The sequence below is a fragment of the Kribbella sp. NPDC026611 genome (assembly GCF_040638345.1).
Taxonomy (GTDB): domain Bacteria; phylum Actinomycetota; class Actinomycetes; order Propionibacteriales; family Kribbellaceae; genus Kribbella.
On sequence record NZ_JBEZYC010000003.1, the window covers coordinates 82056 to 102798 of the forward strand.

The 20743-nt window shown below is 69.8% G+C and carries 22 protein-coding genes; 15 read left to right on the top strand and 7 right to left on the bottom strand.

The features are described from left to right. Positions 1 to 11: 11 nt before the first annotated feature. Entirely contained in the window at positions 12 to 1940 is a 1929-nt protein-coding gene (locus AB0E69_RS12195) for a thiamine pyrophosphate-binding protein (protein WP_360143183.1), read from the bottom strand. Positions 1941 to 2063: 123 nt separating this feature from the next. Between AB0E69_RS12195 and AB0E69_RS12200 the strand changes: the two genes are divergently transcribed. Beyond that, the gene (locus tag AB0E69_RS12200; protein WP_360143185.1) at positions 2064 to 2684 is read left to right on the top strand and encodes a hypothetical protein; all 621 of its coding nucleotides are present in this window, start codon (positions 2064 to 2066) and stop codon (positions 2682 to 2684) included. A 26-nt stretch (positions 2685 to 2710) separates the two neighbouring features. After that, complete coding sequence (locus AB0E69_RS12205) at positions 2711 to 3394, top strand: class I SAM-dependent methyltransferase (RefSeq protein WP_360143187.1); 684 nt, start codon at positions 2711 to 2713, stop codon at positions 3392 to 3394. Between the two features lie 112 nt (positions 3395 to 3506). Here the strand turns inward: AB0E69_RS12205 and AB0E69_RS12210 are convergent, their stop codons facing one another. Continuing rightward, the gene (locus AB0E69_RS12210; RefSeq protein ID WP_360143189.1) at positions 3507 to 4073 is read right to left on the bottom strand and encodes a methylated-DNA--[protein]-cysteine S-methyltransferase; all 567 of its coding nucleotides are present in this window, start codon (positions 4071 to 4073) and stop codon (positions 3507 to 3509) included. Further along, entirely contained in the window at positions 4066 to 4557 is a 492-nt protein-coding gene (locus AB0E69_RS12215) for a sigma-70 family RNA polymerase sigma factor (RefSeq protein ID WP_360143191.1), read from the bottom strand. The genes AB0E69_RS12210 and AB0E69_RS12215 overlap by 8 nt, the downstream gene beginning before the upstream one ends. A 279-nt stretch (positions 4558 to 4836) precedes the next feature. Between AB0E69_RS12215 and AB0E69_RS12220 the strand changes: the two genes are divergently transcribed. The 5 genes from AB0E69_RS12220 to AB0E69_RS12240 are packed head-to-tail and all read left to right on the top strand — an operon-like array spanning position 4837 to position 9265. Then, positions 4837 to 5379 (top strand): flavin reductase family protein, encoded by a 543-nt coding sequence (locus AB0E69_RS12220; protein ID WP_360143193.1) that lies wholly within the window; start codon positions 4837 to 4839, stop codon positions 5377 to 5379. Continuing rightward, the gene (locus AB0E69_RS12225; protein WP_360143195.1) at positions 5372 to 6409 is read left to right on the top strand and encodes an ABC transporter substrate-binding protein; all 1038 of its coding nucleotides are present in this window, start codon (positions 5372 to 5374) and stop codon (positions 6407 to 6409) included. The genes AB0E69_RS12220 and AB0E69_RS12225 overlap by 8 nt, the downstream gene beginning before the upstream one ends. Beyond that, positions 6406 to 7239, top strand: coding sequence for an ABC transporter permease (locus AB0E69_RS12230; RefSeq protein WP_360143197.1), 834 nt, complete (start codon positions 6406 to 6408; stop codon positions 7237 to 7239). The genes AB0E69_RS12225 and AB0E69_RS12230 overlap by 4 nt, the downstream gene beginning before the upstream one ends. Then, complete coding sequence (locus tag AB0E69_RS12235; RefSeq protein ID WP_360143199.1) at positions 7218 to 7931, top strand: ABC transporter ATP-binding protein; 714 nt, start codon at positions 7218 to 7220, stop codon at positions 7929 to 7931. Before AB0E69_RS12230 ends, AB0E69_RS12235 begins: the two co-directional genes overlap by 22 nt. After that, complete coding sequence (locus AB0E69_RS12240) at positions 7928 to 9265, top strand: LLM class flavin-dependent oxidoreductase (protein ID WP_360143201.1); 1338 nt, start codon at positions 7928 to 7930, stop codon at positions 9263 to 9265. The genes AB0E69_RS12235 and AB0E69_RS12240 overlap by 4 nt, the downstream gene beginning before the upstream one ends. 16 nt (positions 9266 to 9281) lie before the next feature. Here AB0E69_RS12240 and AB0E69_RS12245 read toward each other — a convergent pair whose 3' ends face one another. Beyond that, positions 9282 to 10271: a zinc-binding alcohol dehydrogenase family protein gene (locus tag AB0E69_RS12245; protein WP_360143203.1), complete on the bottom strand. Its 990-nt coding sequence runs from the start codon at positions 10269 to 10271 to the stop codon at positions 9282 to 9284. Between the two features lie 39 nt (positions 10272 to 10310). On the opposite strand from AB0E69_RS12245, the gene AB0E69_RS12250 reads away from it, so the two are divergent. From AB0E69_RS12250 to AB0E69_RS12260, 3 genes are all read left to right on the top strand, one after another. Beyond that, positions 10311 to 11168 carry a glycerophosphodiester phosphodiesterase family protein gene (locus AB0E69_RS12250; RefSeq protein WP_360143205.1) on the top strand — a complete coding sequence of 286 codons (858 nt, stop codon included), beginning with the start codon at positions 10311 to 10313 and terminating at the stop codon, positions 11166 to 11168. 336 nt (positions 11169 to 11504) lie between these two features. Then, positions 11505 to 11921, top strand: a complete 417-nt coding sequence (locus tag AB0E69_RS12255; RefSeq protein ID WP_360143207.1) for an ATP-binding protein — start codon at positions 11505 to 11507, stop codon at positions 11919 to 11921. Positions 11922 to 11965: 44 nt separating this feature from the next. Beyond that, positions 11966 to 12934, top strand: coding sequence for a DUF5926 family protein (locus AB0E69_RS12260; protein ID WP_360143209.1), 969 nt, complete (start codon positions 11966 to 11968; stop codon positions 12932 to 12934). A gap of 332 nt (positions 12935 to 13266) precedes the next feature. Here AB0E69_RS12260 and AB0E69_RS12265 read toward each other — a convergent pair whose 3' ends face one another. Then, on the bottom strand, positions 13267 to 14463 hold the full coding sequence (locus AB0E69_RS12265) for an arginine deiminase (RefSeq protein ID WP_360145892.1): 1197 nt from the start codon (positions 14461 to 14463) through the stop codon (positions 13267 to 13269). A 223-nt stretch (positions 14464 to 14686) separates the two neighbouring features. On the opposite strand from AB0E69_RS12265, the gene AB0E69_RS12270 reads away from it, so the two are divergent. The 4 genes from AB0E69_RS12270 to AB0E69_RS12285 all read left to right on the top strand — a co-directional run bounded on the left by AB0E69_RS12270 (position 14687) and on the right by AB0E69_RS12285 (position 18004). Beyond that, positions 14687 to 15277 (top strand): dihydrofolate reductase family protein, encoded by a 591-nt coding sequence (locus AB0E69_RS12270; RefSeq protein ID WP_360143211.1) that lies wholly within the window; start codon positions 14687 to 14689, stop codon positions 15275 to 15277. 83 nt (positions 15278 to 15360) lie between these two features. Then, complete coding sequence (locus tag AB0E69_RS12275) at positions 15361 to 16152, top strand: glycosyltransferase (RefSeq protein ID WP_360143213.1); 792 nt, start codon at positions 15361 to 15363, stop codon at positions 16150 to 16152. Further along, entirely contained in the window at positions 16149 to 17690 is a 1542-nt protein-coding gene (gene mptB / locus AB0E69_RS12280) for a polyprenol phosphomannose-dependent alpha 1,6 mannosyltransferase MptB (protein ID WP_360143215.1), read from the top strand. Before AB0E69_RS12275 ends, mptB begins: the two co-directional genes overlap by 4 nt. Continuing rightward, positions 17687 to 18004, top strand: a complete 318-nt coding sequence (locus AB0E69_RS12285; RefSeq protein ID WP_360143217.1) for a cupin domain-containing protein — start codon at positions 17687 to 17689, stop codon at positions 18002 to 18004. Before mptB ends, AB0E69_RS12285 begins: the two co-directional genes overlap by 4 nt. Here AB0E69_RS12285 and larC read toward each other — a convergent pair. After that, entirely contained in the window at positions 18001 to 19290 is a 1290-nt protein-coding gene (gene larC, locus AB0E69_RS12290) for a nickel pincer cofactor biosynthesis protein LarC (protein ID WP_360143219.1), read from the bottom strand. The genes AB0E69_RS12285 and larC overlap by 4 nt on opposite strands. Next, positions 19287 to 20006, bottom strand: coding sequence for a nickel pincer cofactor biosynthesis protein LarB (gene larB, locus AB0E69_RS12295; protein WP_360143221.1), 720 nt, complete (start codon positions 20004 to 20006; stop codon positions 19287 to 19289). The genes larC and larB overlap by 4 nt, the downstream gene beginning before the upstream one ends. A gap of 112 nt (positions 20007 to 20118) precedes the next feature. On the opposite strand from larB, the gene AB0E69_RS12300 reads away from it, so the two are divergent. Then, positions 20119 to 20601, top strand: a complete 483-nt coding sequence (locus AB0E69_RS12300; RefSeq protein ID WP_360143223.1) for a DUF4446 family protein — start codon at positions 20119 to 20121, stop codon at positions 20599 to 20601. Positions 20602 to 20743: the final 142 nt, after the last annotated feature.

The following is a 20743-nucleotide window of genomic DNA, read 5'->3' on the forward strand; positions in this document are numbered from 1 at the left end:
GGTGTGTCTCCTCAGAGCAGTTCTGGGTCCTGCTCGATGCAGAGCAGGGCCGGGCCGGTAGCGGCGAACAGTTCGGTCATGGCGGCGTCGAGGGCGGAGCGGTCGGTCACCCGGAGGCCGGTCGCGCCGCACAGCTCGGCGTACGCCGCCCAGTCGGGGTTGTGGAGCGACGTGTGCCAGACCGGGTAGTCGGCGGCCAGCTGCTCCTTGCTGATCTTGCCGAGTGAGTGGTTGTCCAGCAGCACGTGCTTGATCGGGATGCCGTACTTCACCGCGGTGGTGAGCTCAGCCGAGTACTGGCCGAACCCGCCGTCGCCGGTGACCGCGACGATCGGCCGGCCGGGCGCGGCGGCCCAGGCCCCGAGTGCGGCCGGGTAGCCGAAGCCGATGGACCCGAGGTAGCCGGACATCAGCACCGGCTGCCCCTTCGACTCCAGGTACCGGCCGAGCGAGTAGGCATGGTTGCCGACGTCAACGGCCACGACGGCGTCGGCCGGCAGATGTTCGGACAGCGCGGCAAAGACCGCGGCTGCGGAGACGCCTCGACCGCGGTCATCGGCGACCCGGCGGGCCTTCTCGGCGCGCCAGATGGCCCACCGCTCGGCAACGTCCGGCCGCTGGTCCTCGGCCTTGGTCGCCGCCAGCAGCGCGGTCACCGCGGTCAGCGTCAACGCTGCGTCGCCGAGGACGTCCACCGCCACCGGGTCGAAGCGCCCGATCGCCCGATGGTCGTCGTCGATCTGCACGATCGGCTTGTAGTTGGCGATGCCGGTGTGGTTCGCGAACGAGGCGCCGACCACGACCAGGAGGTCCGCCTCGTTCATCAGCCAGCTCGCCACCGGCGTACCGCTGCGACCGAGCACCCCTGCGCCCAGTGGATGCGTGTCCGGGACCAGGCCCTTGGCCTTGAAGGTCGTGAGCACCGGAGCGTTCAGCCGCTCGGCGAGCTCGAGGACCTGTGGTTCTGCGCCGCGGGCACCGTGCCCGACGATCAGCACCGGCCTGCGGGCGTCACGGATCATGGCCGCGGCCCGGGACACGGTGTCGTCGTCCGGCCGGATGCACCGCCGCGACAACCGACCGGTCGGGTTCTTCGCCTTGGCCGCCGAGGGAATCGTCTGCACCTCGTCGGGCAGCACGAGGTGGGCGACACCGCGGCCGTCGACCGCGTGCTTGACCGCCAGGGCCGCGAGCTCGGCGTGGTCGCTGCCCGCGGTGACAGTGGTGGTCGAGACCGCGACATCCTTGAAGACCGCGGTCAGATCGAGGTCCTGGAACGCGCCGCGGCCGAGGACCTTTGAGGGCACCTGCCCGGAGATCGCGAGGACCGGCGAGCCGTCCAGCCGGGCGTCGTACAGGCCGGTGAGCAGGTTGGTCGATCCCGGGCCGGCGATCGCGAAACAGGCCGCCGGGCGCCCGGTCAGCTTGCCGTAGGCGCTCGCGGCGAAAGCGGCCGCGCCCTCGTGCCGGATCCCGACGTACGTCAGCTCGCCGCGCTCCTCCGCGCGCCGCATCGCCTCGGCGAAGCCAAGGTTGGAGTGACCAACCATGCCGAACACATGACTGATGCCGTGGGCAACCAGCGTCTCGACCATCAGGTCGGCGACCGTCCGTACCGGCGCGGGCATCTCGGGCAGCTGCACGTACACGCCGTCCGGCCGTTCGTCGACCGGGTACGACGGCACGCCGTCGGAGAACCCCTCCGGCGGCAGCCCGGTGATCGGGTCGTAGTCGTACCCGTGCCACGGGCAGCGCAGCAAGCCCTTCTCGATCGAGCCCTCACCCAGCGGACCGCCCTGGTGCGGGCAATGGTTCTCGAGCGCACCCAGCCGCGCCCCACAGCGACTCAGTGCGATGCTCCGGCCGTCCACCACGACGCTACGGACCCGCCCGTCCGCCGGTACGTCGACCTCGTCGACCCGATGCCAGTTCGGCGCCATACCCCTTGTCCCCTCTCCGTCCGCACAAGCAGGATCCAAGAGTTGCAGCATCCGGCCCGTCCTGGCCCGGACGTTCGCCGACCGTAATCCGGCAATCCCGCCGGATGGGGGAAGCTTGACCGCATGGACGAACGTTCACTCACCACGAGCCGGCGCTCCCTGCACGGCGTCGCCGAGCTGGTCCTCGCCGGACCGCAGTACCGCCAGGGCGGCGGGATCAAGCTCCGCGTCGTACCCGGAGGCTTCGCAACGGTCGCCTCGCCGGTACTGCGCGTCGACGCCGACCAGCTGGTCACGCCGGGTGGCTCGCTCCCGCTCACCGGTAGCTACGCCGAGCTGGCCGCCGCGGCCGGCGTCGAGGCCAGCCCGCTCGATGACGTGTACTCCGGTGGACCCGGGATCTCACCGGACGAGCGGCTCGAGGTAGACCCGGCGGCCGCCCGCCTGCTCGCCGAGGCCTTTACCCGCGGCGACGCCGCGCTCCGGGCGCTCGACCCGCAGCAGACGCCGATCCTGTGGCCCGAGCACTTCGACGTCGGGATCAGGATCGGTGCGGCCAACTACGGCGTCTCACCCGGTGACGACTACCTGCCCGAGCCCTACGCGTACGTCGGGCCGCCGGAGCAGCGCACCGGTGACTTCTGGAACGCGCCCTTCGGCGCCGTGCGGCCGATGGCCGAGCTGGCCGGCGTGGGCGACGTCCATGAGTTCTTCACGCTTGGACGCTCCCTGCTGGACAACTGACCCGGAGTGACCGAGATACTGAGGCAATGCTGAACTCCGCACTGCGCAGCCGGGCCGAGTACGCCGAACTCGGCGTCGACGGACTGATCGCGCGGACCACGCCCGAGCGGGACGCGGCGATCGTCCAGGCCGTCGAAGAACTGCTCGACGGCCGCGAGACGGTCCTCGACCTGTGTTGCGGGTACGGCCGGATCGCGCTGCCGCTGCGCAAGGCCGGCAAGGTCGTCCGCGGCCTGGACATCTCGCCGAACCTGGTCGCGGCCGGTAAGGCCCTGGCCGCCGAGCAGGACCTCACGATCGACTGGGCGATCGGCTCGATGACCGACCTGCCGTACAAGTGGGACGCGTTCGACGCGGTGATCTGCCTGTGGACCGCGTTCCACGAGCTGTTCGGCGAGGACGAGCAGATCTCGACCATCTGCGAGATCTCCCGGGTGCTGAAGCCGGGCGGGATCGCGATCATCGAGGGCCCGGTCTGGGGACCGGCGACCGCGGCCGAGATCGCCAACGGGATGCGGCAGGGACCCGAGCACCGGATCGTCACCACCGAGCACGACGACGACCGCAGCAGCGTGCACTTCATCCACGACGAGAAGAGCTACAGCCGGCTGTGCGCGGCGGCCGGAATCGACGACTTCAAGGTCTACAAACGCGAGTGGGGCGGGCGCCGCCGGCTGATCCTGGAGATCCACGCACCGGCTAATTCTTGACATCCGCCAAAGAAAATCCGGACAGTTGTCAAAGGAGCAGATCCCCACTCCACATTGGGGATCTGCTCCGTTGATTCCGAGTGTAAATGCATTCCGGCCGGGGCAGGAAAAGTCAGCTTTTTGCTTCCAGATTCAGCAGGAAACGTTTTGCTTCCAGCCCGCCCGCGTAGCCGGTGAGCGCGCCGTTCGCGCCGATGACCCGGTGGCAGGGCAGGACGACGCAGACCGGGTTCGCGCCCAGCGCCGTACCGACCGCGCGGGCCGCCTTCGGCCGTTCGATGTCGCCGGCCACTTCGCCGTACGAGCGTGTCTTCCCGTAGCTCGTGTGGGTCGGTAGGTCTTCCAGCACCAACCGCTGGAAGGGCGTCGCCAGGGCGAGATCGACGGACAGGTCGAACGCACGACGCCGTCCGGCGAGGTATTCGTCCAGTTGCCGCCGTACGTCGTCCAGCGGGCGGGCCTGCCGCAGTACCCGCGGGGACACGGCCCGGGCGAGCCGGGTGGTCATGGTTTCCTCGTCGCCGAACGAGCTGGCGACGACCTGGCCGTGCGCGACCGCGAGCAGCATCGTGCCGATCGGGGTGTCGTGCAGGGTGTAGGCGACGTCGGCGTCGGGCAGGACGGGTGGTTTCAGTTCCGGGGTGGTCAGCCGGGCGAGCCGGCTTTCGAGGTCAGTCATCATCTACTCCGAGTTTGCTGCGCAGGGTCGCCAGCGCGTCGCTGACGAGCCGGCGCGATGCCGCGGGCGTGGTCTCCAGAGCGGCGGCCACGCCGTGGTGGTCCAGGTCGCCGACGTACTTGAGCGTGATCGCGAACCGTTGCCGCTCCGGCAGGGCGTTGACCGCCTGCCACAGGTCGGGGTCCGGAAAGTCCGTGGTCTCCGGGCCGTCGACCGCGATCGGCGGTGCGTCCTCGAGCGGGCGCTGCGGTTTGCGGGCCCGGTGCACGTCGGTCGCGCACCGGGCCGTGATGGTCAGCAGCCAACTGCGGAGGTTCTTGGCCGACTTCAGCGCCGGGTACGCCGCATACGCCTTCTCCCAGGCGCGCTGCGCCACGTCGTCACCGTCCACCGGTCCGGCCATCGCCCGCGCCAGCCGAGCCACGTCCCGCCAGTGCGCGTCGATCAACGCCTGAAACGGCGGCAGGTCGACCTTCTGAGCCATCACGCAAGTAGAACGCATCAACCCCCCAACCCTGTGAGCCCACCCCACCCCAACCCCAGACCGGGCGTGCGGGCCGGGTCTGTCCCGGATGACGAGATTGTGTAGTAGGTCAGTAGACATTGGTGGGAAGATTGCTGACATGACGACGACCTTCCTCACGCGCCGTCGCGTCATCGATCTGTTGCGGACGGCGAGCGCCACCTGTCGGTGACGTCGTACCTCGTCCTGCCCCGGCGGCTTCCGCCGTACCTCTTGCTTCCCCCTTCCCGAGGGAGAGTCATGTCCGTTCCCGCCTTGCCCCGTCCTGCCCTGGCACTGGTCCCCGACCGGTCCGAGGAGCGTGCCGTCGACGCCGACGTCTACCGCACCGTCTTCCGCCGCCACGCCGCCGGCGTGGTGGTGATCACCGCCGACGCCGGCCACGGCCCGGTGGGCTTCACCGCGACCTCGCTGGTCTCGGTCAGCCTGCTGCCACCGCTGGTGTCGTTCGCGATCGCCACGAGCGCGTCCAGCTGGCCGTCCGTCAGTACGGCGACCAGCGTGGTGATCAACTTCCTGTCCGCGGACCAGCACGCGATTGCCGGCCGCTTCGCCACCAGCGGCATCGACCGGTTCGCCGAGCCGACCCGCTGGTCCCGCCTCACCACCGGCGAACCAGCGCTCGACGACGCACCGAGCTACCTGCGCGCGCAGGTCGAGCACCGCTTCGCCGTCGGCGACCACTACCTGGTCGTCGCCCGCCTGGCCACCCACACCGAACGCCGTGAGCACGAGCCGCTGCTCTACCACGACGGCCACTACGCAAAGGCCCACCATGTCTAAGAAACGTCTGTACGCCGTCCTCGCCCTACTGACCCTGGTCGCCGGGTGCAGCACCAAGGCCGATGCCAAAGCTGACCTCTCGCTCGACGCCGCCCTGCCCACGACCGTCCCTGACGGGACCAAGATCGTCGTCGGCGATCCGGCCACCGAGGTCGCGCTGAAGTTGTCCGGGCAGTACGGCAAGGTCTCGAAGTACGTCCAGTTCGCGAACCTGAGCGGTGGACCGCAGACCACCGAGGCGTTCCGGGCGCACGCGCTCGACCTCGGGTCGGTCGCGGAGATCCCGCCGATCCACGCCACCTGGACCGGGCTGCACGTGAAGATCGTCGCCTCGAAGTTCCGCCAGGACCCACTGAACCACCCGATCTACGAGCTCGGGATCGCACCAGGCGTCTCGGTGAAGACGCTGGCCGATCTGCGCGGGAAGAAGATCGCGTTCAGCCCCGGGCAGGCGCAGGGTGCGCTGGTGCTCAAGGTCCTGAAGAAGGCCGGCCTGACCAAGGACGACGTGAAGCTGATCGAGCTCCCGAGCACCGGAGACGTGTACTCGAACGCGCTGGCCGGCAAGCAGGTCGACGTCGCACCGATCGGTGGGGTGCAGATCAAGCGGTATCTCACGAAGTACGGCAAGGACGGCGGGAGCACGATCGAGCACGGGATCCGCGACGACGCCGGACACCTCTACGTGCCGACCGAGTCGCTGGAGAACCCGGCCAAGGCGGCGGCGATCCGCGCGTACGTAGCGGCCTGGGGCGTGGCCCAGGACTGGATCGACAAGCATCCGAAGGAGTGGATCGCCGGCTACTACGTGAAGGACCAGGGGCTCAGCCCGGCCGACGGTGAGTGGCTGGTCCAGAACGCCGGCCACGCCGACATCCCGGCGGACTGGAGTGATGCGATCCAGCGGCAGCAGGAGACGATCGAGCTGCTCGCCAAGGAGACGAAGAACCCGGTGATCCAGGCCAAGGACCTCTACGACCTTCGGTTCCAGACAGTTGCGGCCGACGCGATCAAGGGAGCGGCCAAATGAGTGCCACCGCCCTGCCTGGGCTCAGAACCAGGGAGGCCAGCACCCCCGTTGTCCGGCGCAGGAGACTTGGGCCGGGGAAGCCGATCAGGTTCGGCGCGGCGATCGGGCCGGTACTACTGCTGGTGATCTGGAGCATCGGGTCGGCCACCGGTTGGATCGACCAACGAGTGCTGTCCGCGCCCTGGACCGTGGTCACCACGGCCGCCGACCTGATCGCCGACGGCCGCCTCCAGTCGAACCTGTGGACCTCCGCCCAACGCGCCCTGATCGGACTGGCGGTCGGCATCGTGCTGGGCGTCGTCCTCGCCCTCATCTCCGGCCTGTCCCGCCTCGGCGAGGCTGTCCTGGACGGACCGATCCAGATCAAGCGTGCGATCCCGTCGCTCGCCCTCCTGCCGCTGCTGATCCTCTGGCTCGGCATCGGCGAGTCGATGAAGGTCGTCACGATCCTGCTCGGGGTGTTCGTCCCGATCTACCTGCACACCCACAACGGCCTGCGCACGATCGACAGCCGGTACGTCGAACTCGCGCAGACGGTCGGCCTGTCGCGCTGGGAGTTCATCCGGCGGGTCGTACTCCCGGGCGCTCTGCCCGGCTTCCTGCTCGGACTGCGGTTCGCGGTCACCGGCGCTTGGCTGTCGCTCGTCGTGGTCGAGCAGATCAACGCCACCAGCGGCATCGGCTACATGATGGAGCTGGCCCGCACGTACGGACAGACCGACATCATCATCGTCGGCCTGGTCGTGTACGGCGTCCTGGGCCTGCTCTCCGACGGAGCCGTCCGCCTGATCCAGAGGAGGGCCCTGTCATGGCGCCGAACACTCTCCTGACCTCGACAGTCCAGGTCCGCGACCTGGTCCGCCGGTACGACGACCGCGCGGTGCTGGACCACCTCGACTTGGACATCGCCCCAGGCGAGTTCGTTGCCCTGCTGGGGAGGAGCGGATCCGGCAAGAGCACGCTGCTCCGGGCCCTCGCCGGCCTGGACCACGACATCGCGGGATCCGGTGAGCTGACGGTCCCGGCGAACGTCTCCGTCGTGTTCCAGGATTCGCGGTTATTGCCGTGGGCAAAGGTTCTGGACAACGTCGTCCTCGGGCTGAGCGGCGCCGACGAGCGCGGTCGGCAGAGCCTCGACGAGGTCGGGCTGGCCGGGCGGGAGAATGCCTGGCCGAACGAGCTGTCCGGTGGTGAGCAGCAGCGGGTGGCCTTGGCGCGGTCGCTGGTCCGGGAGCCCGAGCTGTTGCTGGCCGACGAGCCGTTCGGCGCGCTGGACGCGTTGACCCGGCTGAAGATGCACGTGCTGCTGCGGAAGCTGTGCGCCGCGCACCGGCCCGCCGTACTGCTGGTGACGCACGACGTCGACGAGGCGATCGTGCTGGCCGACCGGGTGATCGTGCTCGACGCCGGGCGGATCGTCGCCGAAGAAGTGGTCGGGCTGGCGGCACCGCGCAGCTCGGCCGACCCAGGATTCGCCGCGATCCGAACGCGGCTTCTCGACGCCCTAGGAGTCACGCTGTGACCAGACAGCTGCATTTGAACGCGTTCCTGATGAGCACCGGGCACCACGAGGCGTCCTGGCGGCTGCCGGAGAGCGACCCGTTCGCCAACACGTCCGTCGCGCACTACCAGGAGCTGGCCCGGATCGCGGAGCGCGGGCTCTTCGACTCGGTCTTCTTCGCGGACTCGCCGGTGCTGTTCGGCGACGTCGGACGACGGCCCGCCGGGTCGTTGGAGCCGACCGTCCTGCTGACGGCGATCGCGGCCGCCACCCAGAAGATCGGTCTGATCGCCACAGCGTCGACGACCTACAACGATCCCTTCAACCTGGCGCGCAGATTCGCCAGCGTCGACCACGTGAGTGGCGGGCGGGCCGGGTGGAACGTCGTCACGACGGCCGGTCCGGAGGCGGCGAAGAACTTCAACCTGGCCGATCAGCCGGCGCACGCGGAGCGGTACGACCGGGCGGCGGAGTTCCTCGAGGTCGCATACAAGCTGTGGGACTCGTGGCAGGACGACGCCGCGATCGCGGACAAGGCCTCCGGCGTCTGGGCGGTCAACGAGCGCGTCGTACCGATCGACCACGTCGGCCGGCACTTCCAGGTCCGCGGCCCGCTCAACCTGCCGCGGTCGCCGCAGGGTCATCCGCTGATCGTCCAGGCCGGCTCGTCCGAGGACGGCAAGGGCCTGGCCGCACGGTACGCCGAGGCGGTCTTCACCGCGCAGCAGACGCTCGAGGACGCCCAGGCGTTCTACGCCGACCTCAAGGCCCGTACGGCGGCCCTCGGCCGGGACCCGTCGACGATCAAGATCCTGCCCGGCATCGTGCCCGTGATCGGCTCGACGGTCGAGGAGGCGGAGCGGCTGGACCATCAGCTAGACGCGTTGATCCGGCCTGAGTACGCGCGGCTGCAGCTGGCGAAGACGCTCCGGGTCAAGCCCGAGGACCTGCCCTTCGACCAGCAGTTGCCGGCCGAGCTGCCCGACGAGGACGAGATCGAGGGCGCGAAGAGCCGGTACACGCTGATCGTCACGCTCGCCCGGCGGGAGAAGCTGACCGTCCGCGAGCTGATCGGCCGCCTCGGCGGCGGTCGCGGCCACCGCACCTTCACGGGGACGCCGGAGCAGGTCGCGGACGCGATCCAGCTTTGGTTCGAGGCGGACGCGGCCGACGGCTTCAACATCATGCCGCCGGTGCTTCCGTCCGGCCTGCGGACGTTCGTGGACGAGGTGATCCCGATCCTGCAGGCGCGCGGACTCTTCCGCACGGAGTACGCCGGTACGACGCTCCGCGAGCACTACGGCCTCGCGCGCCCGGCCGGGCGCACCCGGACCGCGGTGCCGGCAACCGCCTGAGCCGTTGGGGGTCCTGTCAGGTGGCGGGACCCCCAACTCGCACGACCAGCTTCCCGACCGCCTGGCCGTCCTGCATGATCCGGTGCGCGAGCCCGATCTCGTCCATGCTGAAGACCCGGTCGATCCGGACCGGGAGCTTGCCGGCGGCCACGAGGTCGACGTACCGCTGGAACGCGGCCGCCGGGAGGTCCGAGCTCTCGCCGCCGTACGCGGCCAGCCGGACGCCGTTCGGGAGGTAGCCGATCGGGTAGAAGTCCGGGATCGTCCAGTGGTCGCTGAGCATTCCGGTGAAACACACCGTGCCGTGGATCGCGGTCGCTTTCAGGGTGTCCGGAAGAACATTCGTGCCGACCAGTTCCAGGGCCGCAGTGACGCCGTCGGGAAGAATGGCCCGGACCTGCGCCGCAACGTTGCCGTCGTCAACCACCGGATGATCCACGCCGAGCTCGCGCAAAACCTCCAGGCGCTGCGGATTCCGCGTGGTCGAGAAGACCGTCAGCCCCTGCTCCTTCGCCAGCACGGCGGCCGCCACCCCGACGGACGACGTACCGCCGCGGATCAGCAACGACTGCCCCGGCTCGATCGCCAGGCTGGTGTGCAGCGAGCCGTGAGCGGTCTGCAGCATCTCCGGCAGTGCGCCCAGCGTGGCCCAGTCGAGGTCGGTCGTCACCGGGATCACCGACGCTGCCGGGACCACGGTGTACTCGGCGTACCCGCCGTCGAACTCGCGGCCCATCCCGCCCATCATCGCCACCACCTGCTGCCCCGGTGCGAACTCGCCGCCCGGCGCGAGGTCGATGGTCCCGGCCGCCTCGATCCCGGGGATGACCGGGAACCGCGCGTTGGTCGCCAGCCCGGCCCGGAGGTGGTACTCCGACCGGTTCAGACCGAACGCCTCCACCTTGATCCGCACCCAGCCGGCCGGCGGTTCGGGTACGGCGACCTGCCGGACCACCATTTCTTCCGGCGGCACCGGGCCGTCCAGCACGATTGCTCGCATGTCCATGGCGGCAATCTTCCCTGATGGTGTGAAACAGTTTCTTTCATGGCGAAACTCCCCCGCGTGGTCGCCCATCGTGGCGCCAGCGCCGAGGATCCTGAGCACACGCTGGCGGCGTACCGGCGGGCGATCGAGGTGGGGGCGCACGGACTGGAGTGTGACGTCCGGCTGACCGCCGACGGGCACCTGGTCTGCGTCCACGACCGCCGGATCGAGCGGACGTCGAACGGGCGGGGCGTGCTCTCCACGCTGAGCCTCGAGGAGCTCGAGTCGTACGACTGGGGCTCCTGGAAGAACCCGTGGGCCGACCTCGACGACGAGGCCGAGCTGCCCGGTATCGACGTACGCACGGTGCTCCGCCTGGACACCCTGCTCGCGACCGTGCGGGACGCCGGCCGGCCGGTCGAGCTGGCGATCGAGACCAAGCACCCGACCCGGTACGCCGGACTCGTCGAACGCCGCCTGATCGAGGCGCTGGACCGCTACGGCTGGGCGCACCCGAAGGTGGGCACGGAGTCGCCGGCCCGGGTGATGAGCTTCTCCTGGCTGTCGCTGCGCCGGATGCGCGTGCTGGCGCCCGGCCTGCGTACGGTCCTGTTGATAGACCGCGTCCCGCTGCGCTTCCGCGACGGCTCGCTTCCAACGGGCGTTTCATTCGCCGGCCCTAGCCTGGAGCTCGTCGCCGCGCATCCGGAGTACGTCGACCGCGCGCACAAGCACGGGCACCAGGTCCACGTCTGGACGGTGAACGCCGAGGAGGACCTCCGGCGCTGCCGGGACCTCGGCGTCGATGCGGTGATCACTGACCGCCCGGACGTCGCGCTGAAGGTGATGGCCGAGCCTCCCCGCCCACCGGTGCCGACCGTCACCTACCCGCCGCGCCGTCAGGACCGGAACCCCTGACCGTCACGACTCGATCTGGGGTGGCTCATCGGTGGGGTTCGTGGTCCGGGCCCCGGCCAGCAGCGTGTAGACGTTCGTGTTCGGCGGGCTGTGTTGTGACACGTTACGGCGATTTTGTGTGTCATGTGTCACGTGGTGCGGATACGTAGTCCGGCGAATGCAGGCGGTTATTGCAACGTTCAATTCCGTCGATTTCGTTACGGTTTCTTGTGGTTTAGGCGCGCGCTTCGCGGCCTTGTGTAACGGAATACCTGCGGGTGTTTTCCGGAGCCGGATCGTGGGCAGAAGTTCCTGTGGCAGCCCGTGTGGCTGTTCCGATGATCGAGGAGACCCTGCTTGTCCTCTGCGACCCTGCCCGCCGACGTGAGCGTCGTGGACGTCGTACTGCCGCACGAAGTGTCCGCGGTAGCGGACGCCCGGCGCCGTCTGGCCGCCTACCTGAAGCGCTACCGGGTCACCGACGCCGCCTGCGACGACGCGCAGCTCGTGCTCTCCGAGCTGCTGTCGAACGCGATCCGGTACGCACCCCCGCTGCCGGCCGGTGAGGTCCGCGCGGCCTGGTGGATCGACAAGGCCGGGATCCACGTCGAGGTCACCGACGGTCGCGGGGACACCGAGCCGCAGCGGATCAGCGACACCCACCCGGAGTCCATCGGTGGCCGCGGCCTGGCGATCGTCGAGGTGCTCACCTCGGGCTGGGACGTCCGCACCGCCGCCACCCACCGGACGGTGCACGCGATCATCCCCAGCTGAGGCGGTTGGCCTGGCAGCGCTATCGGCTGCCAGACTGCGGGGTTATGGGAAAGAAGTCGCGGCAGCGCGCGAAGAACACGACGACCGTCACACTTGACCCGGCCGACCTGGTGAACGTCGGGCTCCGGGAGCCCTGCCCGTGCGGTTCGGGCAAGCGGTTCAAGCAGTGCCACGGCAAGGACCGGGCGCAGGCCGTCGACACCTGGGTGGTGCGCCCGTTCGAGGGGCTGCCGTCCGAGTGCGACCTGATCGCGTTCCGCGAGATCGTCCCGTCCGGTACGGCGCAGGTCGAGCTGGTCGGCGACAACGCCGGCAAGACGATCAACCTGGTCACCCTGCTACCGATGGCGATGCCCGGTCTGGTCCGCGACGACGAGTCGATCTGGATCGGCCTGCAGACGCACGCGTCCTCGGGCGACCCGAGCCGCGACCTCGGCCACGCGATCACGGCGGCGCTGGCGACCGAGCCGGGCAACCCGATCCAGCTCGGCGACCTGATGACCGAAGGGCCGCGGCTGCAGGACCTGATCGACACCTCGAAGCCGATCGAGGTCAAGGTGCACGAGGGCTTCGACTACTGGGTCGGCGAGAACGTCGAGGACCCGACCGGTGAGGTCGCGGCCGGACTGGAGCGCGCCAACGCGGCGGCCGCTCCGACCGTGCGGCTGGAGTCGGTCGAGGCGGCGTACTGGACGCAGATCGGCGACCGGACCTACCTGCGCTGGGTGCTGCCGTACAGCGAGGACACCCTGCTGGACGCGCTCGCCCGGCTGCACGCCGCCGGTTCGTCGACGCTGATCGAGGGCAGCCGGCTGATCGGCTCGTTCCGCGCGCTCGGCGTCCTCGCACCGGTCTGGGAGCTCCCGGCCGGCACCGAGGCCGCCGACGTCGAGAAGCCGGCCGCCGAGTTCGGCACCGCGCTGGAGAAGGCCCTCGCGACCGAGGCGCCGCTCACCACGGAAGAGCGGGCCGCCCGCGCCGGCCTCGCCAGCCGCCAGCTCACCATCCGCTGAGGCCACCCGCACGGACACCACCCGCACGAGGGGATAACCCCTCCACGTGAGCCTTCTCCCCTCGTACACCAGGGGAGAAGGCTCACGACGAGGGGTTATCCCCTCGGGGTGCAGCCGGGGCCGGGAATGCAGAACGCCCGCTCGACCGAGGTCGGGCGGGCGTTGCTCTGTTCACTCACAGTGGTCTAGGCCTTGACCTGGGAACCAGCCGTGGAACGTGGACGGCCCAAGTCCTGCTGACGGGGGAGCAACAGGGCCTGGGCCTAGGCATGAAGAGTACTCATGATGGGGGTCGGCCACAAGCCCCGATTTCACTGCGCGTGTCGTCGGGCTTACCGGGCCACCGGTGCACGCAGTACCGGGCACGACATACAGCGCGGGCCGCCGCGGCCGGAGCCGAGTTCGGAGCCGGAGATCCGGATGACCTCGATCCCGGACTCCTCCAGTCGCGCGTTCGTCTCCACGGTCCGCTCGTAGGCGATGCAGACCCGCGGTGCGAGCGCGAGGGTGTTGTTCCCGTCGTCCCACTGCTCGCGTTCGGCGGTGACCGGGTCGAGCCCGGTGTCGATCCGCCGGAGCGTGTCGATGCCCAGCGCCTTGGCCGCCGCGACCAGGAACGGCTCCGGCTCCGCGACATGCAGCTGGTCGCCGTCGGTGGTGACCGCGAGCGCCCGCATCTCCTCGGCCATGTTCGGGTACATGAGCACAGCGTCCGTGTCGACCATCGTGCACACCGTGTCGAGGTGCATCGTCGCCCGCTGCTGAGCAATCGGTACGGCGAGCACCGTGTGCGCGAGGCCCTTCGTGAACACCCGCCGGGCGAGCCGCTCGACACCGGCAGGCGTCGTACGCTCCCCGACTCCTACCGCGAGCACGCCGGGACCGAGCGCCAGTACGTCGCCACCCTCGACGTGCTCGAGCTGGTGGTCGTAGACCTTGTCCGCACCGGCGAACCGCGGGTGGAACGTGTAGATGAGCTCAGTCAGCTGCGTCTCGCGAGCGCGGGCCGGCATCGCGAGCGACGTGACCGCGACCGAGTCCCGGATCCAGACGCTCGAGTCGCGGGTGAAGAGCAGGTTCGGCAGCGGGTCGATCAGGAAGTCCTCGTGCGCGAGCAGCGAGGTGACCAGTCCGCCCGAGCGGACCTCGTCGTTGCGTACGCCGGCCATCAGCGCTTCCGCGAGCGTGGCCGGATCGAGGCCGCCGAGCGACGCGCGCAGGTAGTCGCGGAGCGTGTCGCCGAGCCGGAGGTCCTCGGTCGCACCGGCGACCGCCTGGGCCCGCGCGGCCGGGTCGGAGAGGGCCTCGGTGAGCAGCTGGCCGAGGTACAGCACCTCGACGCCGCGATCCCGCAGCGCCTGGGCGAACGCATCGTGCTCATCCTGCGCGCGGCCGACCCACGGGATGCCGTCGAAGAGCAGCTTGTCGTTGTTCCGCGGGGTCAGCCGGCGGAGCTCGTTGCCCGGCCGGTGCAGCAGCACCGTCCGGAGCGGCCCGACCTCACTGTCGACGCCGTACGCCTCGGTCATCCGGATGCCCTTTCGCTCGGTCGTGCCCTCCACGCTACGGCAGCCTGCCGTCGAAGGCCGGTCAATCTGTCTGATTGTCCGACAATTTGCTCGTTGTGCCAACTCGGCCAGGCAGCCGGGCGATATCGGCCAGGTGGCAGATGTTCCGGGGCGGCGGCGTCAGCAGGATATGAGGTGTGAGGACGCCACCCCGGCGGCCCGACAAGACGGAAGAGGTACTGACATGACACGCAAGGTGACCGCGAACATCTCGCTCTCGCTCGACGGCCGGACCAACGGCGCCGGGGGCGACTACGACATGAGCTGGATCGTTCCGCACGCGATCACCGAGGGCGCCCGCGATCACATGATCCGGGTGACCGAGCCGGCCACCACCGCGCTGCTGGGCCGGAAGAACTACCAGGGCTTCGGCGGCTTCTGGCCGGCCGTCGCCGACGACGAGAACGCCTCCCCGCAGGACCGCGCCTTCTCCCGCTGGCTGAACGAGGTCGACAAGGTCGTGTTCTCCTCGACCCTGATCGAGGCGCAGTGGCAGAACTCGCGAATCGTCGACGCCGAGCCGGCGGACGTGGTCAAGCAGCTGCGGGCGGAGGAGGGCGGCGACATCATCGTGCTGGCCAGTTCGAGCGTGATCAAGGCGCTGCTCGCGGCCGACGAGATCGACTGCCTGAGCATCACGCTCGACCCGGAGGTGGTCGGTGGCGGTGCGCGGCTGTTCGAGGACGGGTTGCCGGTGTCGTCGTGGAAGCTGTCGGACTCGACGCCGACGGAGTCCGGTGCGCTGTGCCTGCTGTACGACCGCGTCCGGTCCTGAGCGATCCTTCGAAAGGACGAATATCCACAGCCGATGGGCGCTGACGAGGTCGATCGGCTGTGGAAGAACTAAGCTGCGGTGCTGTGTCCGGTCATGATCCGTCCCCCGAGCCTTATCAGCGCGCTGTCGGCTGTGTGATCCCGGCGAAGGACGAGGTCGCGCGGATCGCGGCGACGGTCGACGCGGTGCACAAGATCATCGGCGTCGACCTGGTCGTGGTCGTGGACGACGGTTCCAGCGACGGGACGGCGGCCGCCGCCGAGCAGGCCGGTGCTGTCGTCGTCCGGCACGACCGGAACCGGGGCAAGGCGGCCGCGATGGAGACCGGCGCGGCGGCGATCGCAGCCCGCGACGGTGCCCGCGCGCGGCACCTGCTGTTCCTGGACGCCGACCTGACCGATTCCGCCCTCGCTGCGGCGCCGCTGATCGAGCCGGTGCAGTCCGGGCGCGCGGACATGACGATCGGGACGTTGCCGGCGCAGGTGCGGGCCGACGGGTCCAAGGCCGGTGGGCACGGGTTCGTCGTACGGCTCGCCCGGGCCGGGATCGAGGAGGCCACCGGCTGGGCGCCGGAGCAGCCGTTGTCGGGGCAGCGTTGCCTGACGCGGGCCGCGTTCGATGCCGCCGTACCGCTGGCGTCCGGCTTCGGCGTGGAGACGGCGCTGAGTATCGATCTGGGCCGTAAGGGGTTCCGGATCGTCGAGGTGCCGATCGAGGTCCGGCACCGGGCGACCGGGACGGACCTGCGCGGACAGTTGCACCGCGCGAAGCAGTACCTGCACGTCCGGCGTGCCCTGGCGGCACGGAGCGCGCTGCCCGCGGACGGTGGTGGACCGTCGCTGCGGAGTCTGTTCCCGCGGAAGTCGACACAATGAGCACCGAGCTCGGACTCAGGTACGGCCGCAGGGCGGTTGCGCTCTACCTGGCCTGTACGGCGCTGATCGTCGCCGTCGGGTTGCTCGGGCCGTCGGTCGTGGTGCTGACGCTGACCAACCGGCACGCGTGGCTGCCGTCGTACTGGTTCAACAGCAAGCCGAGCGACTGGCTCGTCTCGGTGCTGATCTACGTCGCGATCCTGCTCGGCGGGTACGGCGTCTACCTCGCGACCAAGGCGCTGCACCACGGCTGGGCGCCGCGCGTCGACCGATTGATTGCCTTGGGCATCGGTACGACGGCGGCGATCACGCTGGTGCCGCCGATGGCGTCCGGGGACGTGCTGATCTACGCGGCGTACGGGCGGATCATGGCGCTCGGCGGGGATCCGTACACGGCGTCGCCGGCGGACACGATCCGGCTCGGGTACGACCCGGTGATCACCGCGACCGAGCGGCCGTGGCAGGGCGCGCGGAGCGTGTACGGGCCGATCGCGACCTGGATCCAGTGGCTGTCCTCGCTGATCGGCGGAGACTCGGCCCAGCTGACGGTGTGGATGCTGCAGCTGTCGGTCGCGATCAGCCTGGTCGTCACCGGGCTGCTGCTGGTCAAGCTGGTCGGGCCGAACCTGCCGAACCGGCGCCGGGTGATCATGCTCGGCCTGGCCAACCCGCTGATCCTCTGGTCGGTGCTGGCCGGTGCGCACAACGACGCGATTGCGGTGATGTTCGCGGTGATCGCGCTGGTGCTGTTCCGGCGTCACGTGTTCCTGGCCGGGATCATGCTCGGCGTCGCGGGGTGCACCAAGCTGTCGATCGGGTTGGTCGGCGTGGCGATGCTGTGGGCGCTTCGTGCGGACCGGCGGAAGGCCCTGTGGTTCTGCGGCGGCGGTGCGCTCGCGATGGGCGGGCTGTACGCGATCGTCGGGCTGCAGGCGTTCCAGCAGGCGCGGTCGCAGACGTCGTTCATCTCGACCGGCACGCCGCACAAGGTGCTGCTCAGCTTCTTCACGTTGTTCCTGCCGAACGGCCTGGTGCGGACCGTGCTGGCGATCCTCGCGTGGGTCGGGCTGATCGTGGTCGCGATCCTGCTCACGCAGGTGTTCCCGAAGTCGCTGGTGCCGCAGACGCATCCGGACGACCCGACGCCGGCCGCGATCCGGTACACCGCGATCTACGCGATCGCCTGGGTGTTGACCGCGATGTACTCGCTGCCCTGGTACGACGTGATCGCCTGGGTGGCGCTGGCCGCGGTGGCGGCGTCGAAGGTGGACGGGCTGATGGTGGTCCGGACGACGATGCTCGCGATCGCCTATGTGCCGGGGCGGGATCCGAACGCGCGGCAGGTGGCGGCGAGCCTGTCGGACTCGCTGGAGTTCTTCAGCGCGCGGCTGCGGGACACGTTGTGCCCGGCGATCGAGCTGGCCGTGCTGATCGGGCTGATCGTGTGGGCCCGGCGGAGCGGGGCGCAGTGGTGGCCGTACGACTGGCCGCGGCGCAAGCAGAAGGCTGACTCGGAGAAAGTAGTGTCGCCCGGGTGAAGAAGCTGGTGGGGGCGGGTGTGTTCGCCCGGAATGAGCCGAACGACTGGGTCGAGCAGCTGCGGACCTCGACGATGTCGGTGGGGACGTACTCGATCCCGGCGGGTGGGGTGGACGATCAGCTCCCGCACCACGAGGACGAGATCTACGTGGTGACGACCGGACGAGCGACCTTGGTGACGCCGGACGGCCGTTGGCCCGTTGGTCCGGGGGACGTCTTGTTCGTGCCGGCGGAGGAGGAGCACCGGTTCGTCGAGATCACCGAGGACCTCGCGTTGCTGGTGTTCTTCGCTCCGCCGTACAGCGGGCGTTAGCTCCAGAGCTCGTGGCCGGCGGCGACGGCCTTCGCCAGCACGGTCTTGACCGGCTTCCGCAGTACGCCGGCCGCGGCCGCGACGTCGTCGTACTCCGGCTGGACGTTGACCACCTGGCCACCGTACCGCGCGATCTTCACGTGGATGCGCTGGCCGTCGACGTCGACCGTGGCGAACTCGCGGTCCGCGGCGTGCTTGCGGATCGTGTGCTCGCGGAGGCCGATCGCGGAGGTCTCGGACAGGATCACCGAGCGGACCAGTTCGGCGTTCGCGCTGCCGACCAGGACCGAGAGGGTGTGCGCCGGGCGGCCCTTCTTCATCAGGATCGGCGTCAGCCAGGCGTCGGCCGCACCGGCCTCCATCAGCCGGGCCAGCACCTGCGGCCAGATCCGCGGGTCGAGGTCGTCGACGTTGGTCTCGTAGACCAGCTCACTCGCCGCCTGCTCGACGCTCTCGCCGACGATCACGCGGAGCACGTTCGGCACCTCGTGCGGGTCCCGCCCGCCGGCGCCGACCCCGGTGTGCGTGATCCGCATCGCCGGCATCATCCCGAACTCGTCGGCGAGGCTGGTGAGCAGCGCGGCGCCGGTCGGGGTCGTCATCTCGTACGGCGCGGTCCCGCCGACCACCGGCGCACCGGCTTCCGACACCAGGTGCAGCACCGCCGGGCCGGGAATCGGAATCCCTCCGTGCTGACCGCGCACCTGGGTCCCGCCCCCGAGCGCGATCGTGGAAACCACCACCCGGTCGATCTCCAAACTCACCGCTGCGGCTGCAACCCCGACGATGTCGGCGATCGCATCCAACGCCCCCACCTCGTGGAAATGCACCGCGTCCGGCTCGACCCCGTGCGCGCTGCCCTCAGCCCTCGCGAGCCGCGCAAACGCATCCAACGCGATGTCGCGGACCGCCTCCTCCAAGGCAGCCTCCTCCAACAACCGCCGAACCTCACTCCACGGCCGCGTAGGCCCCGAATGCCCATGCCCATGGCCCGCGGTTGCCTCGTGCCCATGTCCGTGACCGTGACCGTGACCGTGACCAGCAGCCTCGTGCTCCTGCGCCGCGTCCGGTGCGTGTTCTGGGTGAGGCACTCCGTGGACCTCGACGGTGGCTTTCGTAGCGGCTATTTGGTGGCGGGAGGTTTGGGCCACCGTGACTGACAACGACGGGTCTACTGCTGCGACTGCTGCATTCACGTAGGCGAGGTCAGCGCCGGCAGCGATGAACGCGCCGAGGAGCATGTCGCCCGAGGCGCCCGCAGAGCAGTCGAGCCAGGCCGTCTTCACTCGGACTCCTTCGTCTCGCGCGGAGCCGAGCGGCGGGCGACGCGCGCGGCGAACACACCGGCGCCGAACCCGTTGTCGATGTTGACCACGCTGACCCCAGGCGCGCACGAGTTCAGCATCCCCAGCAGCGCAGCCAGTCCGCCGAAGGAAGCGCCGTACCCAACGGACGTCGGTACGGCGACCAGCGGCACCCCGACCAGACCGCCGACGACGCTCGGCAGCGCGCCCTCCATCCCGGCGACGACGATCAGGCAGTCCGCGGCGTCGAGCCGCTCGCGGACCCCGAGGATCCGGTGCAGCCCGGCGACACCCACATCCGTGATCAGCTCGACCCCGGCCCCGAACACCCGAGCAGTCGTCGCCGCCTCGGCCGCGACCGGAGCGTCCGACGTACCAGCAGCCACGACCGCGACCGTGCCCCGCAGTACCGGCGGCTCGCCGAGCACCGCCGTACGCCCGACCGGATCCACCACGGCCTCCGGGAGCGCGGCCGTGACCGCCTCTTGGGCCTCGGGGGTCAGCCGGGTCGCGAGCACGGCGTGGCCCGGGTGGGTGGCGTGCAGGGTGAGCAGCAGTTCCACCACCTGAGACGGTGTCTTACCCGCGCCGTAGACGACTTCCGCGTCGCCGGTACGCTCCAGCCGGTCGGTGTCGAGGCGCGCGTACCCGAGGTCGTGAACGCCCGGTTGTGGGCCCTGATCAGGCAAATGTGTCACGTCGCGAATCTACGTTGCCCGGGCCGGGGGCCCTGCGTCCGGTCCAGGGCGCGTACGCTCCGCAACCGCCTGAATACTCAGGCACACCACCGGATGCCTTAGGCTCTCGTGCGTGTCTTCGACGTTAGCCGGCGCCTTCGGGGTCGCCGCTCTGTTCGTGGCGGTGCTCGCCCTGGTGTTCGCGATCCAGGCGTTGCGAGCCCGCACCGTCCCGTCGGACCAGGCCGCAACCTCCCCGCTCCCCGAGCCGGAACCCCAGCCGGAGCCCGAGGTGAAACCCGGCACGGTCCGCTCCGAGCTCCGCAAACTCAGCAAGGATCTGACCGCGGCCCGAGGCGAGCTCCGCGGCGTCCTCCAACACCTCGCCATCGTCCGGTACGACGCCTTCGGCGACACCGGCGGCAAACTCTCCTGGTCGGTCGCGCTGCTCGACGACAACGGCGACGGCGTCATCCTCACCTCGATCAACAGCCGCGCCGACGCCCGCACCTACGCCAAGGAAATCAAGTCCTTCACCAGCGAGGCCAAACTCTCCCCCGAGGAAGAAGAGGCCCTGGAAACCCTCCGCAAAGAAGCCGGCCCCACAGTCACCTGACCCCGAGCCAACCCAACGCCCCCCACGCGCCCGTGCCCACACCTCCAGCTGCATTTGAGGCGTTAACCGCGGACCTGGTCCGTTGGCAGCCTGCATGCAGGGGGAGGAACGGACCACCTGAAGGGTGAACCGCTCAAATGGC

Bases quoted from the DNA above. Each gene is read 5' to 3' on its own strand.
- AB0E69_RS12195 (WP_360143183.1), bottom strand. From the start codon at position 1,940: ATGGCGCCGAACTGGCATCGGGTCGACGAGGTCGACGTACCGGCGGAC.
- AB0E69_RS12200 (WP_360143185.1), top strand. From the start codon at position 2,064: ATGGACGAACGTTCACTCACCACGAGCCGGCGCTCCCTGCACGGCGTC.
- AB0E69_RS12205 (WP_360143187.1), top strand. From the start codon at position 2,711: ATGCTGAACTCCGCACTGCGCAGCCGGGCCGAGTACGCCGAACTCGGC.
- AB0E69_RS12210 (WP_360143189.1), bottom strand. From the start codon at position 4,073: ATGACTGACCTCGAAAGCCGGCTCGCCCGGCTGACCACCCCGGAACTG.
- AB0E69_RS12215 (WP_360143191.1), bottom strand. From the start codon at position 4,557: ATGGCTCAGAAGGTCGACCTGCCGCCGTTTCAGGCGTTGATCGACGCG.
- AB0E69_RS12220 (WP_360143193.1), top strand. From the start codon at position 4,837: ATGTCCGTTCCCGCCTTGCCCCGTCCTGCCCTGGCACTGGTCCCCGAC.
- AB0E69_RS12225 (WP_360143195.1), top strand. From the start codon at position 5,372: ATGTCTAAGAAACGTCTGTACGCCGTCCTCGCCCTACTGACCCTGGTC.
- AB0E69_RS12230 (WP_360143197.1), top strand. From the start codon at position 6,406: ATGAGTGCCACCGCCCTGCCTGGGCTCAGAACCAGGGAGGCCAGCACC.
- AB0E69_RS12235 (WP_360143199.1), top strand. From the start codon at position 7,218: ATGGCGCCGAACACTCTCCTGACCTCGACAGTCCAGGTCCGCGACCTG.
- AB0E69_RS12245 (WP_360143203.1), bottom strand. From the start codon at position 10,271: ATGGACATGCGAGCAATCGTGCTGGACGGCCCGGTGCCGCCGGAAGAA.
- AB0E69_RS12250 (WP_360143205.1), top strand. From the start codon at position 10,311: ATGGCGAAACTCCCCCGCGTGGTCGCCCATCGTGGCGCCAGCGCCGAG.
- AB0E69_RS12260 (WP_360143209.1), top strand. From the start codon at position 11,966: ATGGGAAAGAAGTCGCGGCAGCGCGCGAAGAACACGACGACCGTCACA.
- AB0E69_RS12265 (WP_360145892.1), bottom strand. From the start codon at position 14,463: ATGACCGAGGCGTACGGCGTCGACAGTGAGGTCGGGCCGCTCCGGACG.
- AB0E69_RS12270 (WP_360143211.1), top strand. From the start codon at position 14,687: ATGACACGCAAGGTGACCGCGAACATCTCGCTCTCGCTCGACGGCCGG.
- mptB (WP_360143215.1), top strand. From the start codon at position 16,149: ATGAGCACCGAGCTCGGACTCAGGTACGGCCGCAGGGCGGTTGCGCTC.